This window comes from Amycolatopsis ruanii, assembly GCF_003385175.1.
Taxonomy (GTDB): Bacteria; Actinomycetota; Actinomycetes; order Mycobacteriales; family Pseudonocardiaceae; genus Amycolatopsis_E; species Amycolatopsis_E thermalba.
Genome location: NZ_PQHY01000122.1, coordinates 1 through 12,183 on the forward strand (window position 1 = coordinate 1; position 12,183 = coordinate 12,183).

Here is a 12,183-nt window from a genome sequence, read left to right on the forward strand (position 1 = left end):
CCCCCCACCGCAGCCCGCACCCGCGGCAACGCAGAACTCACGCGCGGCAACGTGGGACTCGCTCGCAGGAACGTGGGACTCGCGGACAGGAACGTGGGACTCGCGCGCACGAACGCAGAACTCGCGGCCCGCGCGAGTCCCACGCTCACGTCCCCGAGTCCCACGCTCACGCGCGCGAGTTCTGCGCTCGGGCGCGTGAGGTCTGCGTTCGGCGGCGTGAGTTCTGCGCTGGGCTCAGTCCGCGGCGGCGGCGCGTCGCTTCAGGGCGCGGTGCACCTTGCGCTTGTCGGCCTCCGCGAGGGCCTCCACGCCGGCCAGGTCGGCCAGCAGCGCGGGCTCCGTGGTGAACGCGCGGAACGCCGTGCCGATCGTCACGCCGTGGCCGGGCCGGGACAGCACCGTCACCGCGTCCCCGGCCTGCACCGGTCCCGGCTCCAGCACCCGGAGGTACGCGCCGGGCACCGCGCGCCGGGTGAAGGTCTTCACCCAGCCGCGTTCACCCAGCCAACCGGCGAACGTCCGGCACGGGATGCGTGGCGAGGTCACCTCCAGCACCAGCGACTCGCCGATCCGCCACCGCTCCCCGATCAGCGCGCCGGTGACGTCCAGACCCATCGTGGTCAGGTTTTCGCCGAACACGCCCGGCGGCAGGTCGCGGCCCAGTTCCTCCGCCCAGACGTCCAGGTCCTCCCGCGCGTACGCGTACACCGCCTGGTCGTCGCCGCCGTGGTGCCGCAGGTCGCAGATCACGTCGCCGGTCACGCCACTGCCGCCGACGCCACGCGGACCGGGCGCGGCCACCGCCACCGGCCCCTCGACCGGGCGCTTGTCGATCCCGGTGACCCCGAGATCGGCTTCCCGCACTTCCCGCTTCGACCCGATGTTGACCGACAGCACCTTGCCCGTGCTCATGCCTTGCAGAACCAGTCGGCCTGTCCGGACTCGGCCACGGCACCGCCGGGCGGGAACGTCTCGCGGAAGGTGAACGCGTACGGCGTCGGCCCGTGCGCGCGCAGGTGCCGGATCCGGTCCTCGGCCTCGTCCGTGGTCGGGCGGTGTCCCGCGGGCACCCACCACAGCGCGGTGAACGCCTCAGGCATCCGCTCGAACCACTCGCGGCGGCGCTTGAGCACCGCCCGGTGCTCCCCCGAGTACACGTACGCGGCCAGGTCCTCGACCGAGCGCCACGTCGACATGTTGACGATGATCCCCGCGCTGGTGCCGGTGTCCCATTCGAAGGCGCGCACCGCGGTCGCGTTGCCGTCCTCGGTCTGCATGCGCCACACGAAGCCGGGCGCGGCGCCGGCGAGGGCGTTGATCGGGTCCAGCGCGTCCACGAAGTCCTTGAGCTGGGGCGAGGTCAGCGGTGCGACCAGGCGACCGATGTTCACCTGAGCGAGTTCGTAGGCCATGCGGCCAGTCTGCCGATCAACCCCGGCCGGGGCCATGTGTTTTTGGCCGTCTCACGCCGTGGCGACGGCCTGGCGGACACCCTCCGCCAGCTCACCGGCCAGCGCGTGCACCGGCTCGGTTCCACCCGCGGCGGCCGACACCAGCGCGGATCCGACGATCACCGCATCGGCGAACCCGGCGATCTCCGCCGCCTGCTCGCGCGACCGCACACCCAGCCCGACGCCGATCGGCAGGTCCGTGTGCGCCCGGGTGCGGCGGGCCTGCTCGGCGGCGCCGCTGCTGACCTGGTCACGCGCGCCGGTGACGCCCATGACCGCGGCCGCGTACACGAACCCGGAGCCGGCCTTCACGGTCAGGTCGATCCGCTCCTCCGAGGAGGACGGCGCGACCAGGAAGATGCGGTCCAGACCGTGCTGCTCGGACGCGGCCATCCAGTCGCCGGCCTCGTCCGGGATCAGGTCCGGCGTGATGAGGCCCAGGCCACCGGCGGCGGCGAGGTCGCGCGCGAACTTCGCCACCCCGTACTGGCGCACCGGGTTCCAGTAGGTCATCACGACCGCCCGGCCACCGCGGGCCGACACCGATTCGACGACCTCGAACAGGTTTCGCAGCCGGAAGCCGTTCTTCAGCGCGGCGTCCGCGGCGAGCTGGATCGTCGGGCCGTCCATCACCGGATCGGAGTAGGGCACGCCGATCTCCACGAGGTCCGCGCCGCCGTCGATCAGGGCCGCGAGCAAGTCCTTCGAGCCCGGCACGGTCGGGTACCCGGCGGGCAGGTAGCCGACCAGCGCCGCCCGGCCCTCCGCACGCGTCTGCCCGAACATCTCCGACAGACCGCTCACGACTTCTCCACCAATCCGAAGTACGCCGCGGCGGTGTCCATGTCCTTGTCGCCGCGGCCCGACAGGTTGACCACGATGAGCCCGTCCCGGCCCAGCTCCTGGCCGAGCTGGATCGCTCCGGCCAGCGCGTGCGCCGATTCGATGGCCGGGATGATGCCCTCGGTGCGGGACAGCAGCGCGAACGCCTCCATCGCCTCGGCGTCGGTGATCGGCCGGTACTCGGCGCGGCCGCTGTCCTTGAGCCACGCGTGCTCGGGACCGACGCCCGGGTAGTCCAGGCCGGCGGAGATCGAGTGCGATTCGACCGTCTGGCCGTCCTCGTCCTGCAGCAGGTACGACATCGCGCCGTGCAGGTTGCCCGGCGTGCCCTTGGTCAGGGTCGCGCCGTGGCGGTTGCCGTCGACGCCCTCGCCGCCCGGCTCCAGGCCGACCAGGCGCACGTCCGGGTCGTCGATGAAGCCGTGGAAGATCCCGATCGCGTTGGACCCGCCGCCGACGCAGGCCGCGACCGCGTCCGGCAGCCGCCCGGTCTGCTCGAGGATCTGCGCGCGGGCCTCCTCGCCGATGACCTTGTGGAAGTTGCGCACCATCACCGGGAAGGGGAACGGCCCGGCGGCGGTGCCGAACAGGTAGTGCGTGGTGTCGGCGTTGGCGACCCAGTCGCGCAGCGCCTCGTTGATCGCGTCCTTGAGGGTGCGCGAACCGGTCTTGACCGGGATCACCTCGGCGCCGAGCAGCCGCATGCGCGCCACGTTCAGCGCCTGCCGCTCGGTGTCGACCTCACCCATGTAGACCACGCACTCCAGGCCCATCAGGGCGCACGCGGTGGCGGTGGCGACGCCGTGCTGGCCCGCGCCGGTCTCGGCGATGACCCGCTTCTTGCCCATCCGCTTGGTGAGCAGCGCCTGGCCCAGCACGTTGTTGATCTTGTGAGAGCCGGTGTGGTTGAGGTCCTCACGCTTGAGGAAGATCCGCGCGCCGCCGGCGTGCTCGGCGAACCGCTCGGCCTCGGTGAGCAGCGACGGGCGTCCGGCGTAGTCGCGCAGCAGGCGCTGGAACTGGGCCTGGAACTCCGGGTCGACCCGGGCCTTGTCGTACTCGGCGGACACCTCGTCGACGACGCCGATCAACGCCTCCGGCATGAACCGGCCGCCGTAGGGGCCCCAGTAGCCGCGCTCGTCGGGGTCGTGCTCGGTGTGGTGCTGCTCGTGTTCGCTCATCGGCTCGGCCTCGGGCAGGCGGGATGGGATCCGGCGGTGACCAGCTTCATCAGGGCACCCTTCGGGTCGCCGGAGGCCACCAGGCCCTCGCCGACCAGCACCGCGTCGGCGCCGTGCCCGGCGTAGGCCATCAGGTCGCCCGGGCCGCGGACCCCGGACTCGGCGATCTTCACCGTGTCGAACGGCAGGCCCGGCGCGAGACGCCCGAAGACGTCCCGGTCGACCTCCAGCGTGTGCAGGTTGCGGGCGTTGATGCCGATGACCTTGGCCCCGGCTTCGAGGGCGCGGTCGGCCTCCTCGGCGTTGTGCACCTCGACCAGCGCGGTCATGCCCAGCGACTCGACGCGGTCGAGCAGCGCCATCAGGGCGTTCTGCTCCAGCGCGGCGACGATCAGCAGGACCACGTCGGCGCCGTGCGCGCGGGCCTCGTGGACCTGGTAGGGGCTGACGATGAAGTCCTTGCGCAGGATCGGGATGTCGACCGCGGCGCGGACGGCGTCCAGGTCGGCCAGCGAGCCGCCGAACCGGCGCTGCTCGGTGAGCACGCTGATGACGCGTGCGCCGGCCGCCTCGTAGTCCTTGGCCAGCGCGGCGGGATCGGGGATGTCGGCCAGCGTGCCCTTGGACGGGCTGCGGCGCTTGACCTCGGCGATGACGCCGATCGACGAATCACGCAGCGCGGACATGGCGTCCCGCGGTGGCGGCGCCTGCGCGGCGAGCCGCTTCAGCTCGTCGAACGGGAGTGCCTTCTCCCGCTCGGCGAGATCTTCCCGGACGCCGGCGACGATGTCTTCGAGAACGGTCACGGCGCAACCTCACCGGTTGTCGCACATTCACTCGAAAGCTGGCTCACAAACACCTTCCCCTTCCCGCAGAAAAGATGCTAACCCGCCCACCTGTGCGGACCGGTTCCGGGTCGGACTTGCCTTGTCCGGTAGCGGAAATCGCCGCCTACCGATCAGTAGTCGGATCTTCGCCCTCGGAGAGCGCCTCCCACAGTTCCGCGTCCGGATCCTTCGCGGCCTTCTTGCGGCCGGCCGGGGCTTCGTAGCGCGCGCCCATCCTCGCCATGCGGCCCGCACCCTTGATGGCTGTCAACCCGGCGACGAGCATCAGAATTCCCGCCAGCAGGGCCAGTCCGCGCCCGGCGAAGATCTGCGCGACGGGCGCGCCCTCGGGGAAGCCCCCGAAGCGCCAGCCGTCGACGGCGATCCAGCCGGCGGCGATCCCGGCCAGCGCGACCACCACGCCCAGCACCCGCCGCAGCCAGCCGCCCGCGGCGATCAGTCCGGCGACCCCGGCCAGCGCGAGCACGGCCAGCGGCACCAGCGCCCCGGACTGCTCCGCCCCGGTGTGCCGGTCCAGCACCATCCCGCGGACACCGGCGTCACGCGGCTCGGCGGCCCAGACCAGCTGCGAGGAGCCCCACAGCGCTGCCGCGGCCAGCAGGAGCGCCGCCGCGACCATCCACAGTGGACGCTTACTGGACGCTGGCGACGTCATCGGCCGGGTCCAGCTTCCGCGGCGGCGCCATGGTCTGCGCGGCGGCGACCGCGGAGAGCACCGTGCGGGCCTTGTTCAGGCATTCGTTGTCCTCGTACTCGGGCACCGAGTCGGCCACCACCCCGCCGCCCGCCTGCACGTAGGCGATCCCGTCCCGGATCAGGGCGGTGCGGATCGCGATGGCCGTGTCGGCGTCACCGGCGAAGTCGAGGTAGCCGACGACACCGCCGTAGAGGCCGCGGCGCGTCGGTTCCAGCTCCTCGATCAGCTCCATCGCGCGCACCTTGGGCGCGCCGGAGAGCGTGCCGGCGGGGAAGCACGCCGCCACCGCGTCGAACGCGGTCTTGTCCTCGGCCAGCTCGCCGGTGACGGTCGACACGATGTGCATCACGTGGCTGTAGCGCTCGATGGCGAAGAAGTCGACCACCCGGACGGTGCCCGGCTTGCAGACCTTGCCCAGGTCGTTGCGGCCCAGGTCGACCAGCATCAGGTGCTCGGCGCGCTCCTTCTCGTCGGCCAGCAGGTCCTTGGCCAGCTGCGCGTCCTCCTCCGGGTCCGCGCCGCGCCAGCGAGTGCCGGCGATCGGGTGCGTGGTGGCGCGGCCGTCCCGCACGGTGACCAGCGACTCGGGGCTGGAGCCGACGATGTCGAACCCGTCCAGCCGCAGCAGGTACATGTACGGGCTGGGGTTGGAGGTGCGCAGCACGCGGTAGATGTCCAGCGCGTCGGCCTGGGTGGGGATCTCGAACCGTTGCGAGGGCACGACCTGGAACGCTTCACCCGCCTTGATGGCCTCGACCGCCTTCTCCACCGCGGCGAAGTAGTCGGCCTGCGTGCGGCGGCGCTCGAACCGCGGCGCCCGCCGGTCGAAGACGGCGGCCGTCGCGGGGGCGGCGGCGCCGAGCCGCTCGGTCATCTCCTCCAGGCGGCGGACCGCGTCGTCGTAGGCCGCGTCGACCCGCTCCGGGCTGTCGTCCCAGTTGACCGCGTTCGCGATGAGCGTGACCGTGCCCTCGTGGTGGTCCACGGCGGCCAGGTCGGTGGCCAGCAGCATGGTCAGCTCGGGGATGTCCAGGTCCTTCTCGGCCAGCTCAGGCAGCTTCTCCAGCCAGCGCACGGCGTCGTAGCCCAGGTAGCCGACCATCCCGCCGGTCAGCGGCGGCATGCCGGGCAACGGCTCGGTGTGCAGGGCGGCGACGGTCTCCCGCAGCACGGTCAGCGGGTCGCCCTCGGTCGGCAGGCCCACCGGCGGGGTGCCCTCCCACACCGCGCGGCCGTCCCGCACCGTCAGCGCGGCGGGGCTGCGGACGCCGATGAAGGACCAGCGCGACCACGACTGCCCGTTCTCGGCCGACTCGAACAGGAACGTGCCCGGGCGGTCGGCCGCGAGCTTGCGGTAGACCCCGACGGGCGTTTCGCCGTCGGCGAGCAGCCGCCGGACCACCGGGATCACGCGACGACCCTCGGCGAGGGCGCGGAACTCGTCGCGTGCGGGGCTCACCGAACCGAGGCCACCGTCGGTGGGATTCGCACTGACCATGGAGCCATTGTGCCGCCCGGGTCCGACACTCCGCGCACCGGGCATTAATTCAGGCTTTGTTGAATTCCGGCCGCGCCCGGGCCATCATTGCGGGGTGAGTACCGCCGAACAGCCTACGCCCGGCAAGCGGCGCGGCCGCCGCCCCGGCGGACAGGACACGCGGGCCGCGCTCGTGGCCGCCGCGCGGGAGGTCTTCAGCGAGAGCGGCTACGAGGGCGCCACCGTGCGCGCGATCGCCGCCCGGGCCGGTGTCGACGCCGCCATGGTCAACCACTGGTTCGGCGGCAAGGAGGGCCTGTTCGCCCAGGCGGTGCTGCAGCTGCCGTTCGACCCGATCCAGCTGTTGTCCGAGCTGCTGGACGGGCCGGTGGACGACCTGGGGAAGCGGATCGTGCGGCGGTTCCTCACCGTGTGGGACGCGACCGACGGCGGCGCGTTCCCGGCGCTGGTGCGCAGCATCGCCAGCCACGACCAGGCCGCGCTGAGCCTCAAGGACTTCCTGATCCGGCACGTGCTGGAGAACGTGGTCGGCCGGGTGTCGCCGGACCGGCGGGAACTGCGCGCGACGCTGTGCGCCTCCCAGATGGTGGGCATGGGGATGGCGCGCTACGTGGCGAAGTTCGAGCCGTTCTCGACCACGGACGTCGAGACGCTGGCAGCGGCCGTCGGGCCGACGCTGCAGCGCTACCTCACCGGCGACATCGACTAGCGCTGCACCGGCGGAGCCACCACCCGAGCAACCAGCACCGCCGCGGGTTTGGATATCGGCAGTCGCGCGGAGCGCGTCCGTTGAGGGTGGTGGTGGGTGCCGGGCGGGCGGTTCCTGGCGAGGACAGCGCCGACGTGGTGGTCGGCGCTGTCGCGCGGAGCGCGTCCATCAGGGGTGGTGGTCGGGCTGGCGGGTGGGAATTCATGAGGAGGCGATCCCACAGCCAGGGGCCGCCTGAGTCGGGTCAGTCGCGCGGAGCGCGTCCGCTGAGGGCGGTGGTGGGCTGGCGGGCGGGGCCGCTACCCGCACCGCTACGCAGGTCGGTTCCGTCATCGTCCAGCAGGAGGCGATCGGCGCCGTCGAAGCAGGTTCGGGTGCCGGTGTGGCAGGCCGGTCCGGTCTGGTCGACGCGCACCAGCAGCGTGTCGGCGTCGCAGTCGAGGCGGACCTCCCGCACGTGCTGCACGTGCCCGGACGTCTCGCCCTTGACCCACAGCTCCTGGCGGCTGCGCGAGAAGTACGTGCCGCGCCGCGTGGTCAGCGTGCGCTCCAGCGCCTCGTCGTTCATCCACGCCACCATCAGCACGTCGGAGGTCGCGTGGTCGACCACGACCGCGCACACCAGGCCATCCGCGGTGCGCTTGAGCCGCTGGGCCAGCTCGGGTGCCAGGCTCACCGGACCTCGACCCCACCGGCGCGCAGGGCGTCCTTGACCGCGCCGATCGTCAACTGTCCGAAGTGGAACACGCTGGCCGCGAGCACGGCGTCCGCCCCGGCCCGGACCGCGGGCAGGAAGTGCTCGACCGCGCCCGCTCCCCCGCTGGCGATCACCGGCACGGTGACCACCTTGCGGGTCTTCTCGATCAGCTCCAGATCGAACCCGGCCTTGGTGCCGTCGGCGTCCATCGAGTTCAGCAGGATCTCGCCGACCCCCAGCTCCTCGCCGCGCTGGGCCCACTCGACCGCGTCGATGCCCGTGCCGCGGCGGCCGCCGTGCGTGGTGACCTCGAACCCGGACGGGGTCGGCTCCGAGCCCTCGGGCACGCGGCGCGCGTCGACCGACAGCACGATGCACTGCGCGCCGAACCGCCGGGAGGCCTCGCGCAGCAGCTCGGGCCGGGCGATCGCCGCCGTGTTGAAGCTCACCTTGTCCGCGCCCGCGCGCAGCAGGCGGTCGACGTCGTCGCAGGTCCGCACGCCGCCGCCGACCGTCAGTGGGATGAACACCTGCTCGGCGGTGCGCCGGACCACGTCGAAGGTCGTCTCGCGGTTGCCCGAAGAGGCGGTCACGTCGAGGAAGGTCAGCTCGTCGGCGCCCGCCTCGTCGTAGGCCCGCGCCAGCTCGACCGGATCGCCGGCGTCCCTGAGGTCGGCGAAGTTGACGCCCTTCACCACCCGGCCCGCGTCGACGTCCAGACACGGGATCACCCTGACCGCTACACCCATGCCACCAGGGTAGATGTTGCCTAGAGTGGCGGGGGTGTGGTGGGGGTTGCTCTGCGCGGTGGCCGCCGCGGCCGCCTACGGGGTCGCCTCCGTCTTCCAGGCCGTCGCGGCCCGCGCGGTGGACGAGGGCGGGTCCGGTGTGGACCCGCGGCTGCTGGTGCGCGTGCTGCGGCAGTGGCGGTACGTGCTCGGTCTCGGCCTGGACGTGGCCGGCTTCGCGGCGCAGCTGATCGCGTTGCGGGTGCTGCCGTTGTTCGTGGTGCAGGCCGCGCTCGCCGCGAGCCTCGCCGTCACGGCCGTGGCGGCGCTCACGCTGGGCGCGCGGCTGTCCGGCCGGGAGTGGACCGCGATCGCTCTGGTCTGCGCCGGGCTGGCGGTGCTCGGGGTGTCCGCGCGGAGCGAGGGGTCCGAACCGGTGGGCACGGCGTTCCACGCCGGCCTGCTCGCGGCCGTCGCGGTACTGGCCGCGGCGGGCTGGATCGCCGGGCGGGCGCCGGAGCGCATCCGCACGCCGGCGCTCGGGCTGATCTCCGGGTTGTGCTTCGGCGTGGTCGCGCTGGCCGGGCGGGTGCTGGACGTGACGGGCGTGACCGCGGTGCTGACCGATCCCGCCGCGTACGCCCTCGCCGCGGGCGGGGTGCTCGCGATGCTGTTCTACGCCTCGGCCCTGCAGCGGGGGAGCGTCACGACGGGCACCGCGCTGATGGTGGTCGGCGAGACGGTGGTGCCGTCGCTGATCGGCGTGTTCCTGCTGGGCGATTCGACGCGGGCCGGGTTCGCCCCGCTCGCCGCGGCCGGGTTCGTCGTCGCGGTCGCGGCGGCGCTGGCGCTGGCCCGGTTCGGCGAGGTCGACAGTCCACGCGGACACCCGCCGGGCGGTGATCACGCTACCGTGGGGAGCATGTCGGAATTCGAGCGCTTGGCCGCCGAGAAGTACCTCCTGCTGACCACGTTCCGCAAGAACGGCACGCCCGTGCCGACACCGGTGTGGGCCGCCGGGCACGACGGCGAGATCGTGGTGTGGAGCGACCGGACGGCGGGCAAGATCAAGCGGATCCGCAACAACCCCGAGGTCACGCTCCAGGGCTGCGACCTGCGCGGCCGCGAGACCCACGGGCCGGTGGTGACCGGGCAGGCCCGGCTCCTGGACGACGAGGCGACCGAACGGGCGCGCTCGGCGATCGCGCGCAAGTACGGGATCGTCGGCCAGGTGACGATGTTCTTCAGCAGGATGCGGGGCCGTCGGAAGACGATCGGGCTGGCGATCAAACTCGCGGGCTGACCGCCTCCAGGGCCTGCGGCAGCGTGAACGCGCCCGCGTAGAGGGCCTTGCCGATGATGGCGCCCTCGACACCATCGGCCGCGAGACCGGCCAGCGCCCGCAGGTCGTCCAAACTGGACACCCCACCGGAGGCGATCACCGGGGCGTCGGTGCGGGCGGCGACCTCGGCGAGCAGGTCCAGGTTCGGGCCCTTGAGGGTGCCGTCCTTGCTGACGTCGGTGACCACGTAGCGCGAGGCGCCGTCGCGGTCCAGGCGCTCCAGGACCTCCCACAGGTCGCCGCCGTCGCTGGTCCAGCCGCGGCCCTTGAGCCGGTGGCCCTGGTCGGTGATGCGCACGTCGAGGCCGATCGCGACGCGGTCGCCGTGGGTGGCGATGACCTTCGCGGTCCACTCCGGGTCTTCCAGCACCGCGGTGCCGAGGTTGACGCGGCGGGCGCCGGTGGCGAGGGCGGCCTCCAGCGACGCGTCGTCGCGGATGCCGCCGGACAGCTCGACCTGGACGTCCAGCTCACCGACCACGCGGGAGATCAGTTCCTTGTTGTCGCCCTTGCCGAACGCGGCGTCGAGGTCGACGAGGTGGATCCACTCCGCGCCGTCCCGCTGCCAGGCGAGCGCCGCGTCGAGCGGGCTGCCGTAGGAGGTCTCCGTGCCGGCCTCGCCCTGGACGAGACGCACGGCCTGGCCGTCGGCCACGTCGACGGCGGGAAGGAGGGTGAACGTCACGCGGCCACTATAAGGAGCAACGACGCTGAGCCGGTCGGAGGGTGGGGCTGGTCAGAGGGTGCGCAGCCAGTTCTCCAGCAGGTGGGCGCCCGCGTCGCCGGACTTCTCCGGGTGGAACTGGGTCGCCCACAGCGCGCCGTTCTCCGCGGCCGCGACGAAGTCCTCGCCGTGGTGCGACCAGGTCACCTTCGGCTGCTGGCCGGGCAGGCCGGAGTCCAGCTCCCAGCGGCGGGCGGCGTAGGAGTGCACGAAGTAGAAGCGGGTGTCGGGGTCCAGGCCGGCGAACAGCTGCGAGTCCGCCGGGGCGCGGACGGTGTTCCACCCCATGTGGGGGACGATGTCGGCGTGCAGGCGCTCGACCGTGCCGGGCCACTCGCCGGTGCCCGCGGTCTCCACGCCGTGCTCGACGCCGCGTTCGAACAGGATCTGCATGCCGACGCAGATGCCCAGCACGGGACGCCCGCCGGCGAGGCGGCTGCCGATGATCTTCTCGCCGCCCACGGAGAGCAGGCCGGCCATGCAGGCCGCGAAGGCGCCCACGCCCGGGACGACGAGCCCGTCGGCCTCCAGCGCCGCATGCGGGTCGGCGGTCACCTCGACCTCGGCGCCGACACGCCGCACGGCGCGCTCGGCGGAGCGCAGGTTCCCCGATCCGTAGTCCAGAATCACGACGCGAGCCACGTGGCCAGTCTAGAGCTTGGCGTGGGTGGTTCCGCCGGGCGGCTCGGCGCGGGTGGTTCCGCCGGGCGGCTCCGCGATGGGTGGTTCCGCCGGGCGGCTCGGCGGCGTTTGATTGCGGGAGGAGGGGGAAGGCAGCGGGAGGGCGCCGCGGTAGGGAGTGACGATGTCGTCGCAGAGCGAAGCCCACGGGTCCGGTGAGCGGGCCAGGGAGCTGGCCAAGACGCTGGACGAGGTGGAGGGCGGCCGGCTGGGCCCGGACGAGGTGCGCGACCTGCTCGAGGGGCTGACCGCCCTGGCGACGGCGGTGACCCGCGTGCTCGACGACCTGCGCGGGTGCCCGGTGCTGCGGGAACGGGAGCACGAGCTCGGGCTGCTGGCCTTCCAGACGATCCGCAGCAAGCTGGAACAAGCCGCCGCGGCGGCCGAGGACCTGCAGGTCAGCGCCGAGGCGCTGTGCCGCCTGCTGCCGGAGCACACGCCGGAGAGCGGGTAGGCCGGCGCCGCGGACGCCTGGGACGATGTCCGCCACCGCCCACCGCCGGTCTCAGGTGGCCCGGCGCCTCGTCAACGGCGCGGCGTCCGGTCCCCGGCGGGCCGCTGAGCCCCAGGGCGGCGCCAGCGGCCCGGGGCCAGGCGGCGGAGCGGCCGATTGCTACCCGTGCGGGTGAGGCCCCTCGCGGGTGGCTCTCTCGGCGCAACAGCCGGACCCGCCCGGCCGCCCCACTCGCGGGACAGGCGAACGCCCGCCCGCCGGCCCATCCTCCCCTGTCCCCTCTACACATCTCCCAGCCCACAAGCCTCCTTAGCCTCTCGTATGCCGTCT

At 73.0% G+C, this 12,183-nt stretch carries 14 protein-coding genes and 1 pseudogene; 4 read left to right on the top strand and 11 right to left on the bottom strand.

Annotation, left to right across the window (positions count from 1 at the left end; genetic code table 11):
• Positions 1-234 precede the first annotated feature (234 nt).
• From D0D28_RS34045 to D0D28_RS34075, 7 genes are all read right to left on the bottom strand, one after another.
• Positions 235-912 (bottom strand): MOSC domain-containing protein, encoded by a 678-nt coding sequence (locus D0D28_RS34045; protein WP_116115279.1) that lies wholly within the window; start codon positions 910-912, stop codon positions 235-237.
• Entirely contained in the window at positions 909-1,412 is a 504-nt protein-coding gene (locus D0D28_RS34050) for a DUF3291 domain-containing protein (protein WP_116115281.1), read from the bottom strand. Before D0D28_RS34050 ends, D0D28_RS34045 begins: the two co-directional genes overlap by 4 nt.
• 51 nt (positions 1,413-1,463) lie before the next feature.
• The gene (gene trpA / locus D0D28_RS34055; RefSeq protein WP_430732415.1) at positions 1,464-2,237 is read right to left on the bottom strand and encodes a tryptophan synthase subunit alpha; all 774 of its coding nucleotides are present in this window, start codon (positions 2,235-2,237) and stop codon (positions 1,464-1,466) included.
• Between the two features lie 14 nt (positions 2,238-2,251).
• Positions 2,252-3,475 (bottom strand): tryptophan synthase subunit beta, encoded by a 1,224-nt coding sequence (trpB, locus tag D0D28_RS34060; protein WP_094004385.1) that lies wholly within the window; start codon positions 3,473-3,475, stop codon positions 2,252-2,254.
• Positions 3,472-4,281 (bottom strand): indole-3-glycerol phosphate synthase TrpC, encoded by an 810-nt coding sequence (gene trpC / locus D0D28_RS34065; RefSeq protein ID WP_094004384.1) that lies wholly within the window; start codon positions 4,279-4,281, stop codon positions 3,472-3,474. The genes trpB and trpC overlap by 4 nt, the downstream gene beginning before the upstream one ends.
• 145 nt (positions 4,282-4,426) lie before the next feature.
• Positions 4,427-4,978: a Trp biosynthesis-associated membrane protein gene (locus D0D28_RS34070; protein ID WP_116115285.1), complete on the bottom strand. Its 552-nt coding sequence runs from the start codon at positions 4,976-4,978 to the stop codon at positions 4,427-4,429.
• Positions 4,956-6,518, bottom strand: coding sequence for an anthranilate synthase component I (locus D0D28_RS34075; RefSeq protein WP_116115287.1), 1,563 nt, complete (start codon positions 6,516-6,518; stop codon positions 4,956-4,958). Before D0D28_RS34075 ends, D0D28_RS34070 begins: the two co-directional genes overlap by 23 nt.
• 94 nt (positions 6,519-6,612) lie before the next feature.
• Here D0D28_RS34075 and D0D28_RS34080 point away from each other — a divergent pair, with 94 nt between their 5' ends.
• Complete coding sequence (locus D0D28_RS34080) at positions 6,613-7,227, top strand: TetR family transcriptional regulator (RefSeq protein WP_094004381.1); 615 nt, start codon at positions 6,613-6,615, stop codon at positions 7,225-7,227.
• 244 nt (positions 7,228-7,471) lie between these two features.
• Here the strand turns inward: D0D28_RS34080 and hisI are convergent, their stop codons facing one another.
• Positions 7,472-7,903, bottom strand: coding sequence for a phosphoribosyl-AMP cyclohydrolase (gene hisI / locus D0D28_RS34085; protein ID WP_116115289.1), 432 nt, complete (start codon positions 7,901-7,903; stop codon positions 7,472-7,474).
• Entirely contained in the window at positions 7,900-8,673 is a 774-nt protein-coding gene (gene hisF, locus D0D28_RS34090; protein WP_116115291.1) for an imidazole glycerol phosphate synthase subunit HisF, read from the bottom strand. Before hisF ends, hisI begins: the two co-directional genes overlap by 4 nt.
• A 34-nt stretch (positions 8,674-8,707) precedes the next feature.
• Between hisF and D0D28_RS34095 the strand changes: the two are divergent.
• Positions 8,708-9,520 (top strand): annotated as a pseudogene (locus D0D28_RS34095) (DMT family transporter); the annotation flags it as partial.
• 54 nt (positions 9,521-9,574) lie between these two features.
• Positions 9,575-9,955: a PPOX class F420-dependent oxidoreductase gene (locus D0D28_RS34100; RefSeq protein ID WP_094004377.1), complete on the top strand. Its 381-nt coding sequence runs from the start codon at positions 9,575-9,577 to the stop codon at positions 9,953-9,955.
• On the opposite strand, the gene priA is transcribed toward D0D28_RS34100, so the two are convergent.
• Together priA and hisH are read right to left on the bottom strand one after the other, a co-directional pair.
• Complete coding sequence (priA, locus tag D0D28_RS34105) at positions 9,939-10,679, bottom strand: bifunctional 1-(5-phosphoribosyl)-5-((5-phosphoribosylamino)methylideneamino)imidazole-4-carboxamide isomerase/phosphoribosylanthranilate isomerase PriA (protein ID WP_094004376.1); 741 nt, start codon at positions 10,677-10,679, stop codon at positions 9,939-9,941. The genes D0D28_RS34100 and priA overlap by 17 nt on opposite strands.
• Before the next feature lie 51 nt (positions 10,680-10,730).
• Entirely contained in the window at positions 10,731-11,360 is a 630-nt protein-coding gene (gene hisH, locus D0D28_RS34110; RefSeq protein WP_094004375.1) for an imidazole glycerol phosphate synthase subunit HisH, read from the bottom strand.
• A 163-nt stretch (positions 11,361-11,523) separates the two neighbouring features.
• Here hisH and D0D28_RS34115 point away from each other — a divergent pair, with 163 nt between their 5' ends.
• The gene (locus D0D28_RS34115) at positions 11,524-11,853 is read left to right on the top strand and encodes a hypothetical protein (protein WP_233157134.1); all 330 of its coding nucleotides are present in this window, start codon (positions 11,524-11,526) and stop codon (positions 11,851-11,853) included.
• The last annotated feature ends 330 nt before the right edge of the window (positions 11,854-12,183 follow it).